At 61.1% G+C, this 22,354-nt stretch carries 20 protein-coding genes; 8 read left to right on the top strand and 12 right to left on the bottom strand.

Annotated elements, in window-relative coordinates:
• The first annotated feature begins 208 nt into the window (after positions 1–208).
• On the top strand, positions 209–2,773 hold the full coding sequence (locus J3A65_RS11130; protein ID WP_209901236.1) for a UvrD-helicase domain-containing protein: 2,565 nt from the start codon (positions 209–211) through the stop codon (positions 2,771–2,773).
• 68 nt (positions 2,774–2,841) lie between these two features.
• Complete coding sequence (locus tag J3A65_RS11135) at positions 2,842–3,987, top strand: amidohydrolase (protein WP_209903460.1); 1,146 nt, start codon at positions 2,842–2,844, stop codon at positions 3,985–3,987.
• 45 nt (positions 3,988–4,032) lie between these two features.
• Here J3A65_RS11135 and J3A65_RS11140 read toward each other — a convergent pair whose 3' ends face one another.
• Together J3A65_RS11140 and J3A65_RS11145 are read right to left on the bottom strand one after the other, a co-directional pair.
• Positions 4,033–5,481 (bottom strand): DUF2778 domain-containing protein, encoded by a 1,449-nt coding sequence (locus J3A65_RS11140; protein ID WP_245341518.1) that lies wholly within the window; start codon positions 5,479–5,481, stop codon positions 4,033–4,035.
• A 507-nt stretch (positions 5,482–5,988) separates the two neighbouring features.
• Complete coding sequence (locus J3A65_RS11145; RefSeq protein ID WP_192077018.1) at positions 5,989–7,212, bottom strand: YeeE/YedE family protein; 1,224 nt, start codon at positions 7,210–7,212, stop codon at positions 5,989–5,991.
• Positions 7,213–7,516: 304 nt separating this feature from the next.
• Between J3A65_RS11145 and pncA the strand changes: the two genes are divergently transcribed.
• The 3 genes from pncA to J3A65_RS11160 all read left to right on the top strand — a co-directional run bounded on the left by pncA (position 7,517) and on the right by J3A65_RS11160 (position 9,342).
• Entirely contained in the window at positions 7,517–8,143 is a 627-nt protein-coding gene (gene pncA, locus J3A65_RS11150) for a bifunctional nicotinamidase/pyrazinamidase (protein WP_209901240.1), read from the top strand.
• 117 nt (positions 8,144–8,260) lie between these two features.
• Complete coding sequence (locus J3A65_RS11155) at positions 8,261–9,007, top strand: AzlC family ABC transporter permease (protein WP_174196527.1); 747 nt, start codon at positions 8,261–8,263, stop codon at positions 9,005–9,007.
• An 11-nt stretch (positions 9,008–9,018) separates the two neighbouring features.
• On the top strand, positions 9,019–9,342 hold the full coding sequence (locus J3A65_RS11160) for an AzlD family protein (protein WP_209901241.1): 324 nt from the start codon (positions 9,019–9,021) through the stop codon (positions 9,340–9,342).
• A gap of 6 nt (positions 9,343–9,348) precedes the next feature.
• On the opposite strand, the gene J3A65_RS11165 is transcribed toward J3A65_RS11160, so the two are convergent.
• Positions 9,349–11,184 carry an aminopeptidase P family protein gene (locus J3A65_RS11165; protein WP_209901242.1) on the bottom strand — a complete coding sequence of 612 codons (1,836 nt, stop codon included), beginning with the start codon at positions 11,182–11,184 and terminating at the stop codon, positions 9,349–9,351.
• A gap of 238 nt (positions 11,185–11,422) precedes the next feature.
• On the opposite strand from J3A65_RS11165, the gene J3A65_RS11170 reads away from it, so the two are divergent.
• Positions 11,423–11,596 carry a hypothetical protein gene (locus J3A65_RS11170; protein WP_062456227.1) on the top strand — a complete coding sequence of 58 codons (174 nt, stop codon included), beginning with the start codon at positions 11,423–11,425 and terminating at the stop codon, positions 11,594–11,596.
• 80 nt (positions 11,597–11,676) lie between these two features.
• On the opposite strand, the gene J3A65_RS11175 is transcribed toward J3A65_RS11170, so the two are convergent.
• The 3 genes from J3A65_RS11175 to J3A65_RS11185 all read right to left on the bottom strand — a co-directional run bounded on the left by J3A65_RS11175 (position 11,677) and on the right by J3A65_RS11185 (position 13,479).
• A complete protein-coding gene (locus tag J3A65_RS11175) occupies positions 11,677–12,558 on the bottom strand; it encodes a 50S ribosomal protein L11 methyltransferase (RefSeq protein ID WP_062456224.1) in 882 nt (293 codons plus the stop codon).
• Between the two features lie 66 nt (positions 12,559–12,624).
• Positions 12,625–13,224, bottom strand: coding sequence for an SCO family protein (locus J3A65_RS11180; RefSeq protein WP_209901243.1), 600 nt, complete (start codon positions 13,222–13,224; stop codon positions 12,625–12,627).
• 99 nt (positions 13,225–13,323) lie between these two features.
• Positions 13,324–13,479, bottom strand: a complete 156-nt coding sequence (locus tag J3A65_RS11185; RefSeq protein ID WP_209901244.1) for a hypothetical protein — start codon at positions 13,477–13,479, stop codon at positions 13,324–13,326.
• A 122-nt stretch (positions 13,480–13,601) separates the two neighbouring features.
• Here J3A65_RS11185 and J3A65_RS11190 point away from each other — a divergent pair, with 122 nt between their 5' ends.
• The gene (locus J3A65_RS11190) at positions 13,602–14,069 is read left to right on the top strand and encodes a chemotaxis protein CheW (protein WP_062457968.1); all 468 of its coding nucleotides are present in this window, start codon (positions 13,602–13,604) and stop codon (positions 14,067–14,069) included.
• A 79-nt stretch (positions 14,070–14,148) separates the two neighbouring features.
• Here the strand turns inward: J3A65_RS11190 and J3A65_RS11195 are convergent, their stop codons facing one another.
• Both J3A65_RS11195 and J3A65_RS11200 read right to left on the bottom strand, forming a co-directional pair.
• Positions 14,149–14,646: a CreA family protein gene (locus J3A65_RS11195; RefSeq protein WP_209901245.1), complete on the bottom strand. Its 498-nt coding sequence runs from the start codon at positions 14,644–14,646 to the stop codon at positions 14,149–14,151.
• 66 nt (positions 14,647–14,712) lie between these two features.
• Positions 14,713–15,303 (bottom strand): 3'-5' exonuclease, encoded by a 591-nt coding sequence (locus tag J3A65_RS11200; RefSeq protein ID WP_209901246.1) that lies wholly within the window; start codon positions 15,301–15,303, stop codon positions 14,713–14,715.
• 490 nt (positions 15,304–15,793) lie between these two features.
• Here J3A65_RS11200 and J3A65_RS23555 point away from each other — a divergent pair, with 490 nt between their 5' ends.
• Positions 15,794–16,111, top strand: a complete 318-nt coding sequence (locus J3A65_RS23555) for a GNAT family N-acetyltransferase (protein ID WP_348635214.1) — start codon at positions 15,794–15,796, stop codon at positions 16,109–16,111.
• A gap of 3 nt (positions 16,112–16,114) precedes the next feature.
• Here the strand turns inward: J3A65_RS23555 and ligA are convergent, their stop codons facing one another.
• The 4 genes from ligA to lpxC form a co-directional block, all read right to left on the bottom strand.
• On the bottom strand, positions 16,115–18,292 hold the full coding sequence (ligA, locus tag J3A65_RS11210; RefSeq protein ID WP_209901247.1) for an NAD-dependent DNA ligase LigA: 2,178 nt from the start codon (positions 18,290–18,292) through the stop codon (positions 16,115–16,117).
• Between the two features lie 179 nt (positions 18,293–18,471).
• A complete protein-coding gene (gene recN / locus J3A65_RS11215; protein WP_209901249.1) occupies positions 18,472–20,145 on the bottom strand; it encodes a DNA repair protein RecN in 1,674 nt (557 codons plus the stop codon).
• A 40-nt stretch (positions 20,146–20,185) separates the two neighbouring features.
• Entirely contained in the window at positions 20,186–21,052 is an 867-nt protein-coding gene (locus J3A65_RS11220) for an outer membrane protein assembly factor BamD (protein WP_062456202.1), read from the bottom strand.
• A 192-nt stretch (positions 21,053–21,244) separates the two neighbouring features.
• Complete coding sequence (gene lpxC, locus J3A65_RS11225; protein WP_092660624.1) at positions 21,245–22,201, bottom strand: UDP-3-O-acyl-N-acetylglucosamine deacetylase; 957 nt, start codon at positions 22,199–22,201, stop codon at positions 21,245–21,247.
• Positions 22,202–22,354 lie beyond the last annotated feature (153 nt).

Here is a 22,354-nt window from a genome sequence, read left to right on the forward strand (position 1 = left end):
CAAGTCTATCGATAAGTGGTGCAAGTATCCCCGTTTCGCGCCCAACTGGCAAGGTCGAGGAACCTACCTTACTGTTTTGTAACATCACGCGATTTCACGGATGTGTCAGAGCTTCAACGACACGGATCCGGACGTTTCCTAGGGGAAACATAGGAATGAAAAGAGAACATCGGCTGGTCTTTCGAGCCCGAATCACTACATTGGCCGGATGAGTAACAGTTACGACGACATCCCTTTCTTCGATGAGGAGCCGGAGCCCGCCCCCCGCAAGGCGCGAGGCGAAGACCAATCGGACCAGCGCCCGGTGCCGGCATCGGCTGGCAACCAAGGTTCTGCTCCTGTTCCTGCTGGTGGTTCCGGTGGTTTGGGGATCGCGGCGCGGGCCATGGCGGCGCGCGGTGGCAACCGGCCCTCACCCGACTATATGACGGGCCTTAACCCGGAACAGCGCGAAGCGGTCGAGACCTTGGATGGTCCCGTTCTGGTTCTGGCCGGCGCCGGAACCGGCAAGACCCGCGTGCTGACCACCCGCATCGCCCACCTGCTGGAGACCGGCCGCGCCTATCCGAGCCAGATTCTCGCCGTGACCTTTACCAACAAGGCTGCGCGCGAGATGAAGGAGCGCATCGGCGTTCTCGTCGGCGGCGCCGTCGAAGGCATGCCGTGGCTGGGCACGTTTCACTCGATCGGCGTCAAACTGCTGCGGCGCCATTCGGAGCTGGTCGGCCTGCGATCCGATTTCACCATCTTAGACACCGACGACGTCGTGCGCCTGATCAAGCAGCTCATCCAGGCGGAAGGTCTGGACGACAAGCGCTGGCCGGCCAAGCAGTTCGCCGGCATGATCGATGGCTGGAAGAACAAGGGCCTGTTGCCGCCCGACATTCCGGAAGGCGACGCCCGAGCTTTTGCCAACGGCAAGGGCCGCGAACTCTATGCCGCCTATCAGGCCCGCCTGCGCACGCTCAACGCCTGCGATTTCGGCGACCTTTTGCTGCACCCGATCGCCCTGTTCCGCAAGGCACCGGATCTGCTCAAGGAGTATCACCAGCGGTTCCGCTATATCCTCGTCGACGAGTATCAGGACACCAATACGGCCCAGTATATGTGGCTGCGTCTGCTCGCTCAGCGTCCGAAGGACGTGCCGCAAAACGTCTGCTGCGTCGGCGACGACGACCAGTCGATCTATGGTTGGCGCGGTGCCGAAGTGGAAAACATCCTTCGCTTCGACAAGGATTTCCCGGGCGCCAAGGTCATCAAGCTCGAGCGCAACTACCGCTCGACAGAACATATCCTCGGCGCTGCCGGCCATCTGATCGCCCATAACGAAGGACGCCTCGGCAAGACGCTGTTCACCGACCGGGTCGACCCTGAAGACGAAAAGGTCATCGTCCACGCCGCCTGGGATAGCGAAGAGGAAGCCCGTGCCGTCGGTGAGGAGATCGAGCGGCTGCAGCGCGGCGATGGTCGCAGCGATGCCAAGAAACACGCGCTGAACGACATGGCGATCCTGGTGCGCGCCTCGTTTCAGATGCGCGAGTTCGAAGACCGGTTCGTGACGCTCGGCCTCAACTACCGCGTCATCGGCGGCCCGCGCTTTTACGAGCGGCTCGAGATCCGCGATGCGATGGCCTATTTCCGCATGGTCTGCCAGCCGGCCGACGACCTGGCCTTCGAGCGCATCGTCAACACGCCGAAGCGCGGCCTCGGCGACACCACGATCCGCTACCTGCATGACAGCGCCCGCGCCCGCGATGTGCCCATGCTTCAGGCCGCAAGCGAAATGATCGAGACCGACGAGCTGAAGCCGAAGGCCCGCAAGGCCCTGTTCGATGTCGTGCAGAATTTCCGCAACTGGCAGGCACGTCTCGAAACCGTGCCCCATACGGAACTGGCCGAGCAGATCCTCGAAGAGTCGGGCTATACCGACATGTGGAAGAACGACAAGACCGCCGAAGCGCCGGGGCGGCTGGAAAACCTCAAGGAACTGATCCGCTCGATGGAGCAGTTCGAGAGCATGCGCGGCTTCCTCGAACACGTCTCGCTCGTCATGGATGCCGAGACCAACGAGAACCTCGATGCCGTCTCGATCATGACGCTCCACTCGGCCAAGGGTCTGGAATTCGAGACCGTGTTCCTGCCCGGCTGGGAGGAAGGCCTGTTCCCGCACCAGCGCGCGCTGGATGAAGGCGGCCGTTCCGGACTGGAAGAAGAACGTCGCCTCGCCTATGTCGGCATCACCCGCGCAAAACGCCGTTGCCACATCTGGTTCGTCTCGAACCGCCGCATCCACGGCCTGTGGCAATCCACAATGCCCTCGCGCTTTCTCGATGAACTGCCGCCGAGCCATGTCGATGTGGCGTCATCGGAATCCTCAAGCTTCGGCGGCTATGGCGGCCGTGGCGGCTACGGCCAGTCGCGCTTCGACAAGGCGGATGCCTTCGCCGGCAATTCCTATTCGACGCCAGGCTGGAAACGCGCCCAGGCCAACAAGACAGACGCCACCCGCGACAACTGGGGCAGCCGCTCCGGCCACGCGGTGGAACGGATCGGCTACGGCGAAAGCGGCCCCCGCGGCCGCACGATCGACGGCGAGCTGGTCGCCAAGTCGACAACCGACACGCCCTCGAAATTCACAGTCGGCGACCGCGTCTTCCACATCAAGTTCGGCAACGGCAACGTCACCGCGATCGAAGGCAACAAGCTGACGATCGAGTTCGACAAGGCAGGGCAAAAGCGGGTGCTGGACGGGTTCGTGGAGAAGGCGGGCTGACGAGACGTCTACTCACTCGCAAACGAGGGTCGTGACCATGATGAGGGCTTTAGAATTCGATGAATGACATCTCCCTCAGCAACAGCGACGTCGTCGAACTCACCGCATGGCGCCGCCGGCTTCATACCATGCCTGATGTCTCCGGTGAGGAAGCGGAGACGGCGCGCGAGGTGGTGCGGTTCCTGTCGGAGACCGGTCCCGACGCGGTGGTCGAAGGTATTGGCGGCACCGGCGTTGCGGTCGTCTACGACAGTGGCGTGCCCGGAATGACGGTGATGCTGCGGGCGGAGCTCGATGCTCTTCCGATCGAGGAACTCGGCGATCCCGAGCACAAGTCGAAGGTATCGGGAAAGAGCCATATGTGCGGGCATGACGGGCATATGGCAACGCTTGCGGCGGTCGGCCGCGCGCTCGGACGTCGACGTCCCGCCAAGGGTCGTGTCGTTCTCCTGTTCCAGCCGGCGGAGGAAACCGGCGCCGGGGCGGCAGCGGTCCTTGCCGACGACAAGTTTCGGGACCTGACACCCGATATCAGCCTGTCCCTGCACAACATGCCGGGCATCCCGCTCGGCCACGTTCATCTGAAGGACGGCCCGACCAATTGCGCGTCGCGCGGCATGAAAATCATCCTGACCGGCAAGACTGCCCACGCGGCATGGCCAGAGACGGGGATTTCGCCTGTGGCGGCGGTGGCCAAGTTGTTGCCCGCCCTGAGCGGGATTTCGGCAGGCTCCGTCGAAAACGACGACCTTGTGCGAGCGACCGTGACCCACGTGACGATCGGTGAACCCGCGGCGGGCATTTCACCGGCGCATGGCGAGATCTGGGTGACGCTGCGCACCTCGACGGATGATCGGATGTCCGCCCTTGTCGAACATGCAGAGACAATGGCGAGAGACGCGGCTGCGGCGGATGGGCTGGCCCTGGCCTTGTCCTATCAGGATGTGTTCGGCCACTGCATCAACCACCCCGCTGCAGCCGACATCCTGAGGGCCGCGATGGATGCCGAGAGCGTGCCGCATGTCGCTGGGCAAGCCTATCGCGCCTCGGAGGATTTCGGTCGCTTCGCTAAGGTCTCGAAATCGGCCATGCTGTTTCTCGGCGCCGGCGAAAGCCACCCTGCCCTGCACAACCCGACTTATGATTATCCCGACGATCTGATTGCGATCGGCGCCCGCATCTTCCTGGCCGCAACGCGGCAGGTGCTGGACTGACAACGAAAAACGGAGCCTAAAAGGCTCCGTTTGTTTTGAGTTTGATCAGGCGTCCTTGTTGCCGAACAGCTTTGCCATGATGCCGCCGCCGCTTGGGCCGGCGCCGGGGCGCTTGCCATCCCACTTCGGCACGATGATCATGTGGGTGATCTCGCCGCGCTGGAAGGCCTTCAGGAACTTGTCGTAGTCGGCGAAGGCCACGCAACCATGGCTGTCGCCGCGAACGCGAAGCAGGAAGCTGTGAGCGAGAAGACCCGTGCGGCCCTGCGGCGCCTTGCCATCGGTCGGTGTCAGTCGGATTGCCGCAACGCCGTGGAACAGCGATTCGCGCATCGAGAGCTTGTAGGTGCCCGGAGGTGTCGGGCCGCGCATCTTCACATGCGTGAACTTCGGGTTATCGCGCATGCTGCCGATGCCGGAATGGGCTTCGAGCTTGCTGCCATTCGGCATGATGACGACGCCGTTGGTGATGTCGTAGATCGCAACCTTGGTGCCAATGCCCGGCCACTTCGGCGAACCCTGCGACGGCGCGAGAGGCTCTTCGCGCATCGGGTTGTTCGGCTTGGCAAAGGCAAGCACGGTTGGCTTGTCGTTATCGTTGTCGCCACGGCCAGGCTTTTGGGGTGCGACGGCTGCGATTGCGGCAAGTGCATTCGGCTTTTCAGGCTTGACGGAAGCGACGGCCATGGAAGCGCTGGTGGTGGCCGCACCGGGACGCAGGACCGGCAGTGGTCCGGCTTTAGGCAGCGCCTGGGCGAAAGATGTCGGCGCAGGTGAAGGCAGCGGCGTCGCCTGTTCGGCAATCGCCACCGTATCCTCCGACATGCTTTCCGGCAGATCGCTTTCGAGCGACGCCAGTTCCACCGGCTTCATCGTGTCGAGTTCCGCCACCTCTGTCGCCGGCTGAACTTCCTGGAGAATGTCGGGCATTGCGCCCAGAGCTTCGCTACCGCGTGGCGCTACGACCACAAGACTTTCCATGGCAGAACCGAGGGCGGACTTGATCTGGTCGGAGCCGGGCCGCAGCTTGCCAAGGGCCGCAAACTGCTGTTCGGTTTCGGCGTGACGGGCAGCCTTTGCCATCGCGAGATGCATCGACTGACGAACGCTTGCGTCATCAGGACGCTGGGAAGAGAGAGCAGCAAGCTGCGCTCCTTCCAGACGACCGCGCTTCGGCTCGGCCGGCGCGCTGCCTGGAAGGCGGGAGAATTTCGAAATATCGAGATTGCGGTCCGCAGTGCGCGCCGATGCAGCCACTAGATGCTCGCGCGCCGTTGGTGGCGCAAGCAGGGCCGTTTCGAACCTGATGCTGGGGGCAGACTTGACTGAGGTCGCGACCGTGACCATCGAGGCACCAACCAGCGCCGCTACGGTAAAGCCGACGCCAAGCGCCATATTCGTCATGAGTGAGCGGGACTTCTTGCGGCGCGCCTGCGCCGAGGATGCTTTCGATGCCGCTTTGCGACCGTTCTGCTTCGAAGCTTTGGATTCCAACTGACGCGCCATTACTCGTTACCCGAACCGTTACTCACACCGGCAAGAACCGCTTTCGCAGTCTTGCCCGCAAGATCAAAGCGGACTGAGAAAGCAGACAGGATCTGCTCATCGCCGCCAATCGACTGCATATGAGAATGAACGATTATGGTAACCAATGTCTTTACGCCGCCCCGATTTGGTTTCGGTGGTGCACTTAAAAGCGCATACCGCCGGAAGTTAAGCAGAAATGCGGCAAAGGGGTGTTCGACCCTGCCCGCAAGTCCGGTGTCTAGCTCGTCGACTGTTGCTGTTTAGCGACAAAAGTTAACAAACTCAAGGCTTACACCGGTTTTTAACTGGTGCGACATTTGAGGTACGAAATCGCACCCGCAATTTTGAGGGGGTAAGATGCGGCAAGCCAGAGCCAAAGTGTGGCGACACTCTGTCTGAACCCACATGCGAAAATGGGCGCCTCTGTGGAGACGCCCATGGATCGTGGAGTTTTGAAGGGATCCGGTGAACGGCTCAACCGTCGGCCCGGCGAATGGACCGACCTTCCATGAAGAAGAAGGGCCGCAATTTCACACCCAGCACATTTCCGGCAAACGCCGCGACTGCCCAGAGATAACCATGCAGGCTGCCGGACGCGATGCCGGAGAAATAGGCTCCGATATTGCAGCCATAGGCGATTCGCGCACCGTAGCCGAGCAGCAGACCGCCGACGACGGCCGCAAGGATCGAGCGGAGCGGAATGTCGAGGCTGGGTGCGAACTTTCCCGCAAGCGCGGCGGCCAGCATGGCGCCCGCGATGAGGCCGAAATCCATGACGGATGTGACATCGGCAAACACGCTTCCGGCCAGAGCCTTAGCATTCCCCGGCTGCTGCCAATAGGCCCAGGCTGTCGGATCAAAGCCGATCGCCTGCGCGCCCTTCGCACCCCAGAGCGCGAAGGCGGACGTGATCCCCCAGGGACGGCCGGCGATTGCGAGCGTCGCGAAATTGAGGATGACGAGTGCAATCGCGCCAGCCACCAGCGGCCACGGACCACGCAGATAGCGGGCAAGACCATGCCGTGGCGAAGGTGGTGCCTGTTCAAGTGCGCCGTTGCGCCGCTTCTCGACGATCACAGTGATCGCTGCGATCGCGGCAAATATGGCAAGCGATACCGCAATGCCGCCAAATGCCCCGAAGGTCTGGAACAGAGACGTCGGCGGCAGCGAAGGAAGACTGACCCACCAGTCGAAGTGGATGGTGGCGAGAACCGAACCGACGATGAAGAAGAACAGGGTCACCAGCATGCGCGCATTGCCGCCACCGGCGGTAAACAGCGTGCCGGATGCACAACCGCCGCCAAGCTGCATCCCGATGCCGAACATGAAGGCCCCGACGATCACGCCGATACCGGCCGGCGAAATATTGCCACGCACCTCGGTGCCGAACAGCACGCCACTGGATAGAGCCGGGAAAAACAGGATGACGGCAAGCGCCAGAAGAATCATCTGAACGCGAAGACCCCGGCCCCGGCCCTCCGCAATGAAGACACGCCAGGCAGACGTGAACCCGAAGGCCGCGTGATAGAGCGCGATGCCAAGCCCGCCTCCGATGAGGAAGAGCGCACCTTGGGCTGGACCATAAGCGAGGCCGAGCGCAACGGTGCCGACAACAAGCACGATGAGAGCGCCGAGACCGGGAAAACCGATCGGCGGCAGGCCTTCAGCCCGCGTTTCTAGCGAAGACGACAGTGACATGGGAGAAACTCCGTGAAGATGACCTCTAGATAGGGTCGTGGTCCGCATCCGACGAGGAATCACGTTTCAACATTGGGCTCGAAACCGGATTGGGATTTCAGATCGGTCAGCAAAAGCGATCGAGATATCTTTCGAAATCCTAGAAAACGCGGAGATCAGATGACCGCAGAACCTGCCACCAAGGCCGACCGTTTCGTCACAATTGATTTGGAGCGACGATCGTGTTGCGCAGAAGAGGCTTGATCGATGCCGCCATGCTTGGCATCTTCGTGTGACAAGGAAGAACCACTCGTGAGGACGATCTATGAAAGCGCTGCTCCTGATCGACATCCAGAATGGCTTCTGCCCTGGCGGCAACCTTGCCGTTGCCCACGGTGACGACATCGTGCCGATCGCAAACAGCCTCATTTCCGACGGCGGTTACGACGTGATCGTCGCCTCGCAGGACTGGCATCCCGCCAATCACGGCAGCTTCGCCTCCCAGCATCCGGGCAAGAAACCATTCGACATGGGCGAGCTCTCCGGCCAGCCGCAGGTCATGTGGCCGGATCACTGCGTGCAGGAAACAGCGGATGCGGAATTCCACCCGGATCTCGATATCGGCGCAGTCGATTATATCCAGCAAAAGGGCGAAAACCCTGCGGTCGACAGCTATTCCGCCTTTCGCGACAACGACCAGGCCGCCCTTACCGGCCTTGCCGGTTACCTCCGGGCGCAGCAGATTACGGAGCTTGACGTTTGCGGTCTCGCCACGGACTACTGCGTGAAGTTTTCAGCCTTGGACGCTGTCGAAATGCTGCCGGACGTCAAAGTGCGCTTCATCGAGGATGCGAGCCGCGGCATAACACCCGAGGGTGTCAGGGCTGCCATCGAGGAGATGCGCGCCAACGGCGTCGGCATTATCAAGAGCAGCGAGATTCTCGCGGACTGACGCACTCCGCGCCGCCGATCGTTCAGCAAAATCGATACACGCATCAACGCAATTCGATTGTCACCGGGCGCTCACGTGCATAAACGAAGCATTGCACGCGCACGCATCGGAAGACTCATGAGTTTCAGCGAACCGATCACCACAAGCGGCCAGATCAGGAACGGATTGAAGAAGGGCTTCGTCATCGTCCTCTCCTCAGCCCCGTTCGGCATCCTGTTCGGAGCGATCGCCATCGACAACGGTTTCAGCATGGCGGAAGCGGCGCTGATGAGCGCGTTTGTCTTCGGCGGTGCGAGTCAGTTGGTCGGGATCGAACTGTTCGGCCACCATGTCGCGGCCTGGATGATCGTGCTCTCGGTGCTCGCCGTCAATTTCCGCCACGTCCTCTATTCCGCGGCAGTATCGCCGATCCTCGGGCGCTTCCCGCTCCTCAAGCGCTGTCTTTCGTTTTTCCTGCTGACCGATCCGCAATTTGCCGAGACGGAGAAACGTGAAGAACAGACCCCGGTCACCTTCGCCTGGTACATCGCCATGGGCGGCGTGGTCTGGATTGGATGGGTCGGCAATACCATTGTCGGCGCGCTGTTCGGCAGCCTGATCGGCGACCCGAAGGCGATCGGCATCGATGTCCTCCTGCCCGTCTACTTTCTCGGTCTGGTGATGGGCTTTCGCAAACGGCACAATTTTCTACCCGTCCTCGTCGCCGGAGCAGTCGGATCGGTTGTCGCCTACTGGGTCGTCGGGTCACCCTGGCATATCAGTGTGGGGGCAGCGCTCGGGATCGTCGTCGCGGCCATCCTGCCTCCTCCCGGAGCCTCGGATCACGACGTGAAAGACCCGGCCCTTGAAACGGAGGCTGCGTAATGGAAACCGGCATGAGCGCCTTCTCCGTCGATAGCCAGACCGTCGCCCTGATCCTGATGGCCGCAATTGCGACATACGCCACGCGGCTTGGCGGCTACATCCTTGTCAACAGCCTGAAACGCATACCGCCACGGGTGGAATCGGCCCTCAACGCCGTGCCGGCCGCCGTTCTGGTGACACTCGTCGCTCCACCCTTCGTCAACAGCGGCTGGGACGTCCGCATTGCGATGATCGCGGCCCTGGTGTTCGGACTGCGTTTTCCGGGCCTCATGGTCCTCGTCGTCGGCTGGGCGGCAGTCATGGCCGCCCGGCACGGTTTCGGCATTGGGATGTAATCCGGCTCATCCGGAGATCGGCGCCGTCGCAGCAGCGAGCCAGGTCTTGACCGAATCCTTGTCGATCAGCGGCATCAGCTTCTCACGAACCTCTGCGTGATAGTCGTTCAGCCACTGCAGTTCTTCCGAGGTCATCAGCGAGGGGACCACAAGGCGGCGATCGATCGGGCACCAGGTCAGCGTCTCGAACGACAGAACCGGCATGTCGCCACCCTCGATGGGCTGCGCATCCTTCACGAAGATCAGGTTTTCGATGCGGATCCCGAAGGCGCCGGGGCGATAATAGCCGGGCTCGTTCGACAGGATCATGCCGGGCAGAAGCTCCTGCGTCGACATCCGCGAAATGCGCTGCGGTCCCTCATGCACGGAGAGATAGGACCCGACGCCGTGTCCCGTGCCATGCGCGAAATCAGCCCCCGCCTTCCACAGCGCGATCCGAGCGAGCGGATCGAGATCGCAGCCGCGCGTTCCCTTCGGAAACTTCGCCATGCTGATGGCGATCATGCCCTTCAGAACCAGCGTGAAGAAGCGCTTGCGATCCTCGGAAACCGAGCCGACCGCAACCGTGCGGGTGATATCCGTCGTGCCGTTGACATACTGCGCGCCCGAATCGATCAGGAACAGTTCGCCGGGCAGGATCTGCCGGTTGCTTTCGGACGTCACCCGGTAATGCATGATCGCAGCATGCTCTCCGGCACCGGAAATCGTATCGAAGGAAACGTCCTTCAGCGGGTTCTGCATGCTCTGGCCGACGCGGGCCCGGGTCGCTTCCAGCGTCTTTACCGCATCGATCTCGGTGATTGAGCCCGGCGTCTGGCCATCCAACCAGTACAGAAACTCGACGACAGCCGCGCCATCCTGCAGATGCGCCTTGGCAGATCCATCGAGTTCCGCCGAATTCTTGCAGGCGCGCGGCAGCTTTGCCGGATCGATCCCCTCGACCACCTCGCCGCCGGCTGCGACGACTGCAGCCGTCAGCGCGAGCGGTGTCAGATCCGGATCAATCAGGATGCGGGCGCCGTTTTTGGAGACCTCGGCAAGACGGCCTAGGAACGCGGAAGGGTCGCGCCGGAGAGCGAGAGCGTCCAGGTAAGCCGCCTCTTCGCTCCCGAGCTTTGCCGCATCGATGAAGAGTTCTGCCTTGCCATTTGCAAAGACGATCGCGCGTGCCAGCGGGTGTGGCGTGTGCGGCACGTCAGCCCCGCGAACATTGAAGATCCAGGCGACGGAGGACGGATCCGTGATCAGCACCGCCGACAGTCCCTTCGCTTCGGTCTGCCGCGCGATCTCGCTCAGCTTGTCGCCGGCCGGCTTCCCGGCAAACTCTTCTCTCTGGATGGTCAACGCGCCAACCGGTTCCGCCGGGCGATCGCTCCAGATCGCATCGAGCGGATTATGGGCCAGCGAAACCAGCGTGCCGCCGATCTCCGCAAGCGCCTTTTCCAGCCTGCGCACTTCCGCACCGGCATGCAGCCAAGGGTCGATGCCGAGGCGGAACCCTTTCGGCGCATGTTTCGCAATCCAGGCATGCGGCGGCTCGCCGACCAGATCGCCGCCGGAAAACACAGTTCCGTCAACCTGTTCGGCCAGTTGCGTCACGTAACGCCCGTCAACGAAGACGATTGCCTCACGCTGCGTGATGAGCGCCATGCCGGCAGATCCGGTAAAGCCGGTCAACCATGACAGGCGCTCGGCCGACTCAGGCACATACTCGCCCTGATACTCGTCGGCGCGGGGCACGAGAAACCCGTCGATGCCGAGTTCGGCAAAGCCGTCGCGCAGGGCAGTCACCCTTTCGCGGCCGAACTGCGGGGCGGACTTGGTCTCGAACGATTGAAACATGAGTGAATTCCGGCTGGTTTGATTCCGACTGATGGCCGCCATGTTAGAACATTTCCCCGCGCCGCCGCCAGTATCCTATGCAGATACGTGACAGGGCAGTCAGGGTCAGGAACCTATCCATGCAGCCGACGCATGCCACACATGATGCAGACCCACTGCCTGCCTCATTTTTTATCAACTAAGGTGTCGTCAATGTTCGATGACCTCTGGGGTCATCACTTTGAAAAGGACGAACACGATGGCCAACTCATTTCTCCGCAATGCAATGAACCGCGTGGTCGAAGCCCGTCAGCGTCAGGTTTCCCGTTACGTCAACGGCGCAATGCTTGGCCTTGATGATGCGACGCTGAAGAGCCTCGGCACGACGCGCGAAGAACTTCAGCGCCAGGGTGCGACCCGTTACATCTTTTGATCTGAGGACGACGCGATACCCGGCACGCAACTCGGTGTGCCGGCAAGCCTACAGAACCTGACAGGCCAACCCATGGCCCGTCACATGCCTCGCACGAAATGCATGGTCACCCAGCCGTTGCGCCAGATCGTGCGCACATGCCGGCAGCGGGCTCCTGCATAAGCGGAAATCACCTTCCAGCGCTGCTCGGCTAGAATACCGGACAGGATCACCGATCCGCCCGGTGTCAGATGCGTCACCAGCTGCGGCGCCATCTTGATCAACGGCCGCGCCAGAATATTGGCGATGATGAGGTCGAACGGACCGTCCTGGCGAAAGGCCGAGGAGTGGAAACCCGGTGCCGTCTCCAGCCGCAGTCCGCTGGCAATGCCGTTGCGGCGAACATTCTCCTTGGCAACCCGAACGGCGACCGGATCGATATCCGTTGCCAGAACCGGGATGTTGCGCAACTTGCGCACCGCAATCGCCAGAACGCCGCTGCCCGTTCCCAGATCGAGCGCATTTCTCGGCTCGGTTGCTCGAACGACCGTGTCGATCACCTCGAGGCACCCCGCCGTTGTCCCATGATGGCCGGTCCCGAACGCCTGTCCAGCATCGATCTCTATGGCAATGTCGTTGATCTTGACCTTGTCGCGGTCATGCGAGCCATGAACCAGAAACCGCCCTGCCCTGACAGGCTTGAGCCCTTCGAGCGATTTGGCAATCCAGTCGACATCCGGGATAACCTCCATCGCAATCGAAAGATCGGGAAAATCCTCGCTGATCGCCTTTGCGATGCGTTCTCTGAAGACCTCCTCGTCGTCCGCCATCATGTAGACGGAGGCTTCCCAGATATCCTTCTTCTCGTCCACCTCGGTCGTGGCAATCGCCACGTCCTCTTCGCCGAACTCCAGCGACAGGAGGTCGAGGATCTCGGCCGAACCGATTTCGGTGGATGTCACGTAAAGCCGGATTTCACTCAAAGGAAGTCGCCTTTCATAATCTTCGCGGCAAGCTTTGCCACAGATAAGGCATCCGCCTCAAGCGACTTATCCCTTGGTCAGGTTCTCGAGCTTCTTAGCCGCCGCTGCAGGATCCTCGCCGTAAGCGATCGTCCCGGCAAAACGGCCGCCGTCCTTCAGGAGGAAAATCGATGCCGTATGGTCCATCGTGTAATCGCCGCCAGGGTTTTTCTCATCCACCGCCACCTTGCGGGCAAGCACGCGAAACCCTTTGACCATCTCCATCACCTTGGCAGGCGGGCCTGAGATACCGCGAATACGGTCTGAGACATTCGAGACATACTGTCCCATCAGCTCCGGCGTATCGCGCTCCGGGTCGACGCTCACAAAGTAAGCGTTGAGCTTGGTGCCATCGGGATCGACCTGATGCAGCCAGGTGTTCAGCTCGAACAGCGTTGTCGGGCAGACTTCCGGGCAATGGGTAAAGCCGAAGAACACGGCCGTCGGTTTGTCGCGGAACGCTGCTTCGGTGATCGGGCTGCCGTCCTGCGCCACAAGTTCGAACGGGACACCGAACGGCCCTTCGGCCACCTGCTGCTTCGAGCGCGTGACCTCCAGGGTCAGCCAGGCCAGAACACCGGCCAGAATGACGACGGCGAGCCAAAGTACAATTCTGAAAGTCTTCATCGTAGTTTGCCTGCTGCATCATCAGTTGAGATCGTGACCGCTGATAGCCGCAGACGACGATTGTTGCAAATCACCACAGCGTTTTCACATACGTGGCCGTCACATGCACCAGGAGAGCGTTCCCTCGGCCATCGCGAGGAAGATGGAAGAACCGTGCTGCGCCCACCCAACAAAAGCCAGGGCGCCGATCAGCATCGCGGCAAGCGCGGCGATCAGAAAAACCGGAAGTCGGAGCGATGGGGCGGTCGGTTGCATGCCCCACTATAGCATCGTCGACCAGCTGGGAAATAGAACAAAAGCGCGTTGAGGCGGCAAAGATTAGGGGAAGTTTAACGGGGACGTGAGACTTTCAAAAAAACGACATCAGGATGATCGACATGAGTAACGCCATCAAGCAGTCGGGAGCCTATCTCGAAATCGTCTCCTTCCATCTGGGAGACCAGGAATTCTGCATCGACATCATGGCGATCCGCGAAATTCGCGGTTGGGCGCCGGTCACTCCGATGCCGCATACTCCGCCTTACGTGCTTGGCCTCATCAACCTGCGCGGCGCGGTGATCCCTGTCATCGACATGGCCTGCCGCCTCGGCATGAAGATGACCGAACCATCCGAGCGTTCGGCGATCATCGTCACCGACATCGCCGGCAAGCTGGTCGGCCTTCTGGTCGAACAGGTCTCCGACATGATGACGATCAGAAGCGAAGATCTGCAGCCGGCACCGGAAATCATTCCGGAAGCCCAGCGCGATTTCTGCCGCGGCATCGTTGCCCTGGAAAAGACCATGGTCTGCTTCCTGAACCTCGACACCGTCATTGCAGACGAACTGTCGCGCGAAGCCGCCTGATTGTAAGCCTTAGAGCTGTCCTAGTTGAAACCGGGTTCCGAAAGGAGCCCGGTTTTCTTACGTCAGGACGTAAAGCGGATCAGGGTTTGCCCTTTTCCCAGGTCACCGGCTGGTTGAACAGCGGCACGCTGGAGATCGCCATCTTGGCCGAACCTTCGACAACCTGTCGCGAATGGGCAAGGTAGATCAGCGTATCGTTCGGCTTGTCGTAGATCCGCTTGACCAGAAGGTCTTTCCAGATCAGCGACCGACCCTGGCGAAACACTTCCTCGCCACCGTCGTCGAGCTCGATGTCACCAATCTCGATCGGCCCGGTCTGGCGGCAGGCGATGGAATTGTTGGACGGGTCCTCGAACCACTTGCCGTTCTTCAGCCTGTCGATGACGCTGCGATCGAAATACGTGACGTGGCAGGTGACACCCTTCACCTTCGGGTCCTGCACCGCCTCGACGATGATGTCGTTGCCGATCCAGTCGACGCCGACCTTGCCGACCACCTGGGCAAGAGCGGGAACGGCAAGACCGCCGAGGATAGCGGCGGTCGCGAGAACGGCAAGGCGGCGGCTCGAACGGGTCATAGTGGCAAAATCTCCAGTCAACGATACGTGATCAGAGATAAGCTTCGGCAGCGGGGTTACAAGTGATCACTGCTTGCGCAATGTGCAGGCATCGTAGCCGCCGGAAAACAGGCGGCCTGCGCGCATGCCGATCGCGGTCGGGATATCGTGGATATGCATGACCTCCAAGGACCGCGCAATCGCGATCGAGGCTTCGGCGCAGACCGCCGCGTCTTCGGCTGCGTCGTGGTGCAGGAAGCTCAAGCCCAGATGCTGCGCCAGGATATTGAGCTTGTGCGAGATCAGATGCGGCCAGACTTTTTGGGCCATCTTGACGCTGCAGAGATAGGACAGTTCCGGATAGGACTGGCGGTACTGGTCGAGACAGGCGCGCCAGACGCTGAAATCGAATGCGGCATTATGGGCAATCATCGTCGCGCCGCGAAAGTCGTCGATGAACTCGTCCATCACTTCGGGAAACTCGCCGGCATCCTCGACATGGTCGGGCCGGATCCCATGAATGGCGATGTTGAAGGACGAAAACCGCATATCCCGCGGCCGGATCAGCCGTTCCTCGACCCGCACGACACGACCGTCCTCGATCCACGCGAGGCCCACCGAGCAGGCGCTGCCTCGCTGTTCGTTGGCGGTTTCGAAATCGATCGCAATGGTCTTCAAGGTCGCGTCCTAATCTTCGGTCATCGGACTTTTATGCCGGATGGAGCGATTCGGCAAAGCGGATCCCCGCCTGCATCTTGACCTCCACATCATTGTCAGGCCCAATGTGATCCATGATGAACGCTATCGCCCTTACCCGTCTTACCATGACCATCCGCCTTGCAGGGCGTGTGGCGGGTTTGGCGCGTTAGTCGATCATCCGTCCACCACCCTGCCGAAACTGGCAGGGTTCGGCTGGTCCGCTCTGCCTCGGTGATACCTGAAGGAGAGCCATCATGCCATCAAGCGACGAAATCCAGGAAAAACTACCCCGAGCCGAACGGCTGGGAGGTTACGTCATCAGGTCGTCGACACCCGACGATGCGGCGGCCATCACGGCCCTTGCCAATCTTCCCGGATATCGCTACGGCACGCTGAGACTGCCGTATCAGACCGTGGCTGAGACACGCCAATATCTGGAAAACCCGGCGCAAAGAAGCTTGTGGCGGACATGGACGGTGTCATCATCGGCGACATCTTCCTCGGTCCGCTACAGGGCCGCCGCCGCCATGTCGGGACGATCGGCATGGGCGTGCACGACGACTTTGTCGGCCGCGGCGTCGGCTCGGCCTTGATGAAGGCCGCGATCGACCTTGCCGACAACTGGCTGAACCTGCACCGCCTGGAACTCGACGTCTTCACCGACAACCACGACGCCATCAGGCTCTACGAGCGCTACGGCTTTGTTATCGAAGGGCATCTCAGGGACGACGCCTTTCGCGACGGGCACTATGTCGACGCCTATGCAATGGCGCGGCTGAAAACCTGATGCTCAGCCACCGATAAACGTCAGCCACTCGTCTTCCGTCATCACCTCGACGCCGAGTTCCCTTGCCTTGTCGAGCTTGGAACCGGCGCCGGGGCCGGCAACGACATAGTCGGTCTTCTTGGAAACGGATCCGGCCACCTTGGCACCAAGCCCCTCGGCACGGGCCTTTGCCTCGTCGCGGGTAAAGCGCTCCAGAGAGCCGGTGAAGACGACCGTCTTGCCGGCAACCGGGCTGTTCGAGGCCGCGATCTGTTCCACCGCCTGCGGCGTCACCTCGGTGAGGAGACGCGTCACGACGTCGAGGTTACGCGGCTCCTTGAAGAACTCGACGATGGCGCGGGCGACGATCTCGCCGATGCCTTCGATATTGTTGAGGTCAGCCCAGGCATCCCCGGAGAGACTGGCCGCTTCCTTCATGGCCTCGGCAAACGCCTCGTAGGTGCCGTAGTGGCGCGCCAGAAGCTTCGCCGTCGTCTCGCCCACATGGCGGATGCCGAGGGCGTAGATGAAGCGGTTGAGCGCGATCGAGCGCCGCTCGTCAATCGCGTCGAACAGCTTCCTGACGCTGATTCTCCCGAACCCGTCGATGTTTTCGAGCTTCAGCAGTTGCGATGTTTCCTGACGTTTCTTCAGCGTGAAAATGTCGGGCGCAGTGCGGATCTGCAGCGCCGGGTCTTCCGCCTCAAAGAAGAAGTCGACCTGTTTTGCGCCCAGCCCTTCGATGTCATAGGCATTGCGCGACACGAAATGCTTGAGGTGTTCGGTCGCCTGCGCGCGGCAGACGAAGCCGCCGGTGCAGCGGGTGACCGAATCGAGCTTGCCGGTCTTCTCGTTCTTCTCGCGCACCGCATGGCTGCCACAGACCGGACATTTCCTGGGAAACTCATAGGCCTTGGCATCCGCCGGCCGCTTTTCCATGACCACGTCGAGAACCTGCGGGATGACGTCGCCGGCACGCTGCACGATCACGGTGTCGCCGATGCGGATGTCGTGATCGTCCTCGCGGATCCGCTCGCCGGAATTGCCGATACCCTTGATATAGTCCTCGTTATGCAGCGTCGCATTGGTGACGACGACACCGCCGACGGTGATCGGGGTCAGTCGCGCCACCGGTGTCAACGCACCGGTACGGCCCACCTGGATGTCGATATTCTCGACCGTCGTGAACGCCTGCTCGGCGGGGAATTTATGCGCCGTCGCCCAGCGTGGCGAGCGCGAGCGGAAACCAAGGCGCGCCTGCAGATCGAGCCGGTCGACCTTGTAGACGACACCGTCGATATCGTAGTCGAGTTCGGGACGCTCAAGGCCGATCTCGCGGTAATGGCCGAGAATATCCTCGAGCGAATTCAGCCGCTTCATCAGCGGATTGACCGGGAAACCCCAGTCCTTGAAGGTCTGCACCATCTCGTATTGCGTGCTCGGCAGATCGTTCGGCTCGGACATCTCGCCCCAGGCATAGGCGAAGAATTTCAGCTTGCGGCTGGCCGTCACCTTGGCATCGAGCTGGCGCAGTGAGCCTGCCGCCGTGTTGCGCGGATTGACGTAGAGCTGCTTGCCCTTCGCTTCCATCTCAGCATTGAGCGCCAGGAAATCGCTCTTGCCCATATAGACTTCGCCGCGAACCTCGACGACCGCGGGAACGCCTTTCGGAAGCTTGCTGGGGATTTCCTTGATCGTCTTGATATTGGCCGTGACGTTTTCACCCGTCGTGCCATCGCCACGGGTCGCGGCATTGACGAGAATCCCGTTCTCGTAGCGGATCGACATCGACAACCCGTCGATCTTCGGTTCAGCCGTAAAGGCGATCGAGCCGTCCGGCAACTGACCGAGGAAGCGGTAGACGGAGTTCACGAAGTCGCGCACGTCGTCATCGGCGAAGGCGTTGTCGAGCGAGAGCATGGGTCGCGAATGGGTGATCTGCGCAAAGGTCGGCAGAGGTGCTGCACCAACCCTGATGGACGGCGAATCGGCCCGGATCAGCTGCGGGAAACGCTCTTCGATCGCCGCATTGCGCTTCTTCAGCGCGTCGTAATCGGCATCGGAAATGTCAGGCGCGTCCTTGGCGTGGTAGAGCTCGTCGTGATGGGAAAGTTCACGCGCCAGTCGCTCCAGCTCGTCGGCCGCTGCCTGTTCGGTCAAGTCATCAACAGGGGTCTCGGTCGGGGTCTGGTCGGCGGCCATGCGGGAATCTCCATCTTCAACGGCATTTCTAGTGCAATTTGAGAAGATTGGAAGAAGCAGCGCCCATCTCGCCTGTGACTTGACACCACGAGATGCAGCATCGTTCCGGGATACGGGATTGCGTTACGCCCTGTCCGGGTGAGCCTGCCCGCACGCTCCCGCGACTGCCGGATAACCGTTTAGCCGTTGCCCGCAAGCAGGCTTCTGGCGGCCGCCCTCGCCTCGTCCGTTACCGAAGCGCCGGCCAGCATGCGGGCAATTTCCTCGGTGCGGTTTTCAGGCGCCATAGTCGCCACCCGCGTGGCGATCTTGTCGGAACCGTCGCCGGCCGGACCCTTGGAGATCAGAAGATGCGTCGCGGCACGGGCCGCCACCTGCGGCGCGTGGGTGACCGAGAGCACCTGCACGGTGCCCGACAGACGCTTCAGCCGCTGGCCGATCGCATCCGCCACCGCACCACCGACACCGGTGTCGATTTCGTCGAAGACGAGCGTCGGTGCCGAGCCGCGATCGGCAAGCGCCACCTTGAGCGCCAACAGGAAGCGCGAGAGCTCGCCGCCGGAGGCGACCTTCATGATCGGCCCGGGGCGTGTGCCGGGATTGGTCTGCACATGAAATTCGACCGTATCGATACCCTCGGCTGCCGCAGCCTCCGGATTGGCGGTCACCTCGACCATGAAGCGGGCCCGTTCCAGCTTCAGCGCTGGCAATTCCTGCATCACCGCTTCCGCCAGCGTCTCCGCACCCGCTTTGCGTTTGCCCGAGAGAACGAGAGCGGCATGATCGAATTCCTCTTTCGCGGCGGCCGCGAGCTTTTCCAGCTCGCCCAACCGTTCCTCGCCCGCATCGAGATCGGCAAGGTCAGCCACCATCTTCTCGGCAAGCGCTGGAAGATCGACGACGGCGACCGAATATTTGCGGCCGGCGGCGCGCAGGGCGAACAGTCGCTCCTCGACCCGTTCCAATTCACGCGGATCAAACTCGGTCCGGCGAAGCGCCGTTTCGACTTCCATCTGTGCGTTCGACAGATGGTTGAGCGCCTGATCCAGCAGTTCGACGGTCTCTTCCAGCAGGCCTGGCGCCTCGTGGCTCTTGCGCTCGAGGCGGCGCACCATGGAGGCGATCAACGGCACAGGCGACCCGTTGCCGTTGAGAAACTCCGATGCTTCCGAAATGTCGCCGGCAATGCGCTCGGACTTCTGCATCTTCGAGCGCTGCTCAGCCAGTTCGTCCTCCTCGCCGTCGCGGGGAGAGAGAGCTTCCAGTTCCTCGACCGAGGCCCTGATGTAATCGGCCTCGCGTGCGGCGGCCTCCACCTTGGCGCGATGCGTCTTCAGGCTCCGGTCGGCATCCCGCCAGGATTTGTAGAGGTGAGAAACCGCGAGAACCTCATCGTTGAGGCCTGCAAACGCATCGACGAGCGTGCGGTGGGCGCCGGTATCGATCAGCGCGCGATCGTCATGCTGGCCGTGGATCTCGACCAGAACCTGCCCCGCCTGGCGCATCATCTGCACGCTGACCGGCTGGTCGTTGATCGAGGCGCGGGTGCGCCCGTCGGCCGACTGGATACGGCGGAAGATCAGATCGCCGTCGTCGTCTATGCCGTTGTCGCGCAGAAGCTTGCGGGCGGAATGGTTCATCGGCACGTCAAAGACCGCCGTCACCTGCCCCTTGTCCTCGCCATGGCGCACGAGACCACCATCGCCGCGGCCGCCAAGCGCCAGAGAAAGACTGTCGAGAAGGATGGATTTGCCTGCACCGGTCTCGCCGGTCAGCACGGAAAGGCCCGCTTCGAAGGCAAGGTCCAGCTTCTCGATCAGAACGATGTCGCGGATCGAAAGCTGGATCAGCATGCGGCCTCGCCTATCCTGTCAGGCACTTGGTTGAAAGGTCTCAGGCGCCGACGAGCTTTGCGCCGGCACGCGCAATCCACGAGCCCTTGTTCTCGCGCGGCTGAACACCGCCGGACTGAAGCAGCTTGTAGGAGTCTGCGTACCACTGGCTGTCCGGATAGTTGCGGCCAAGCACGGCTGCGGCGGTCTGCGCCTCTTCGACGATGCCCATCGCATAATAGGTTTCCGTCAGACGCGCGAGGGCTTCTTCAACCTGGTTGGTATTGGAAAAGGTCTCGACGACCCTGCGGAAGCGCGAGATGGCGGCAAGATATTCCTTGCGCTCGAGATAGTATCGCCCGACCTGCATTTCCTTGCCGGCAAGCTGGTCACGCGCAAAGCGGATCTTGGCCTGCGCATCCTCGACATATTCCGAATCGGGATAATCACGGACGACCTTGGTCATCGCATCGATCGTGTTGTTGGCGGCCTTCTGGTCCTGCGTGACGTCGGCGACCTGCTTGGAATAGGCAAGGCCGACCAGATACTGCACGTAGGCCGAATCTGCGGAGCGCGGGTACTGGTTGAGATAGCGGTTACCGACGGTGATGGCTTCGTCGTTGCGGCCCATGCGATACTTGCTGAACGTGCTCATGACGAGCGCCTTGCGGCCCCATTCGGTGAACGGGTTCTGCTTCTCGATGGCGTCGAACTTGCGGCTCGCTTCGACGATATTGCCCGCCTTCATGTTGGCAAGGCCCTGATTGTAGAGGGCCTCGGGCGACTCGCTTTCGAAACCGAGCTTGGTGATGTCGATGTCTTTGTCCGACTGGCATGCGGTAAGGCCGAGACCGGCACCCGCAAACACCAACGATACAAGTGCGATCCTTGCCGCTCTACGCATTTCTACAGCCTTCGCATACGCCATTCGACAATTCCCGATGTCCCGCCCGTTTTGCCCTGCTGCCCGAAAGCAGGTCGTTCTAGCCATAAAAGTATTGGCAGAGCAACGCAATGCTCACCCATTAACGCATTTTTGTGGCACCGACCGCAGCACACATGGCTATTCAAAAGAAAAGCCGCTTCCAACGGAAGCGGCCAAGTCGACTGGAGTTGTTATTCAAGCAAAAGACGGCGCCAGTTCACTAACGCTGACCGGAACAAAATCTCCGGCCCTCACGCGCGCAACCCGCGACGATGGCGCTTCGACGATTTCATAAGCCGTCGGATCGTTGAGCAGAGCTTTCAGCGCATTGGCGTTCATCTTGTGGCCGCCGCGATAGGAGCGGTAGCAGCCAATGAACTGAGCGCCGGCAAGCGCAAGATCGCCAACCGCGTCCAGCGTCTTGTGGCGCACGAATTCGTCTTGGTAACGGAGACCCTCGACGTTCACGACCGTTTCGTCATCGGAAATGACGACGGAATTCTCAAGCGACGAACCGAGAGCGTAGCCAGCAGCCCAAAGGCGCTCGACGTCACGCATGAAGCCGAATGTACGAGCCCGTGAAAGATCCTGCTTGAACCGCGCTGCGGTCAGTTCACCGTTCCAGCTCTGACGGCCGATCAGCGGAGATGCGAAATCGATCTCGACTTCAAAGCGGGTACCATCATGCGGCCGGAACTCGGACCAGGACGCGCCCGATTCGATTCGGACCGGCTTGATGACACGGATGTAGCGACGCTTCACATTGAGATTGACGATGCCGACCTGTTCGATCGCATCAATGAAAGGATAGGAGCTGCCGTCCATGATCGGCATTTCGGCGCCATCGACATCGACAGTCACGTTGTCGATCCCGAGCGCGTAGAGTGCTGCCATCACGTGTTCGATCGTGGCAACCCAGGTGGCCGGCGACGAACCGAGGATAGTGCAGAGATCGGTCGGTCCAACCTGAGAGGAGACGGCGCGGTATTCGGCAGAAGATCCGTCATCAAACTGACGCGCGAAGATGATACCGGAATTGGCTTCAGCAGGCTGGAATGTGATGCTGACCGGAGACCCCGAATGCACGCCAATACCGGTCAAAGAAACCGGGGCCGCGATGGTGGTCTGGAAACCGAGCAATCCGATGGTCATTCTAATGCCTTCTCTCAAGACCCCTGGTCTGGGATCGAGCTTGGTTAGATACCGGCGACAACGCCTCTCAAACGTTCATGTCAGCATCACTTATCGTCTTACATACGCAGGCGTCTTTAACATTCCAAATCACTGTTCGTATCGGATTGTTAC

The sequence above is a fragment of the Rhizobium sp. PvP014 genome, assembly GCF_017876855.1.
Classification (GTDB): Bacteria; Pseudomonadota; Alphaproteobacteria; order Rhizobiales; family Rhizobiaceae; genus Neorhizobium; species Neorhizobium soli.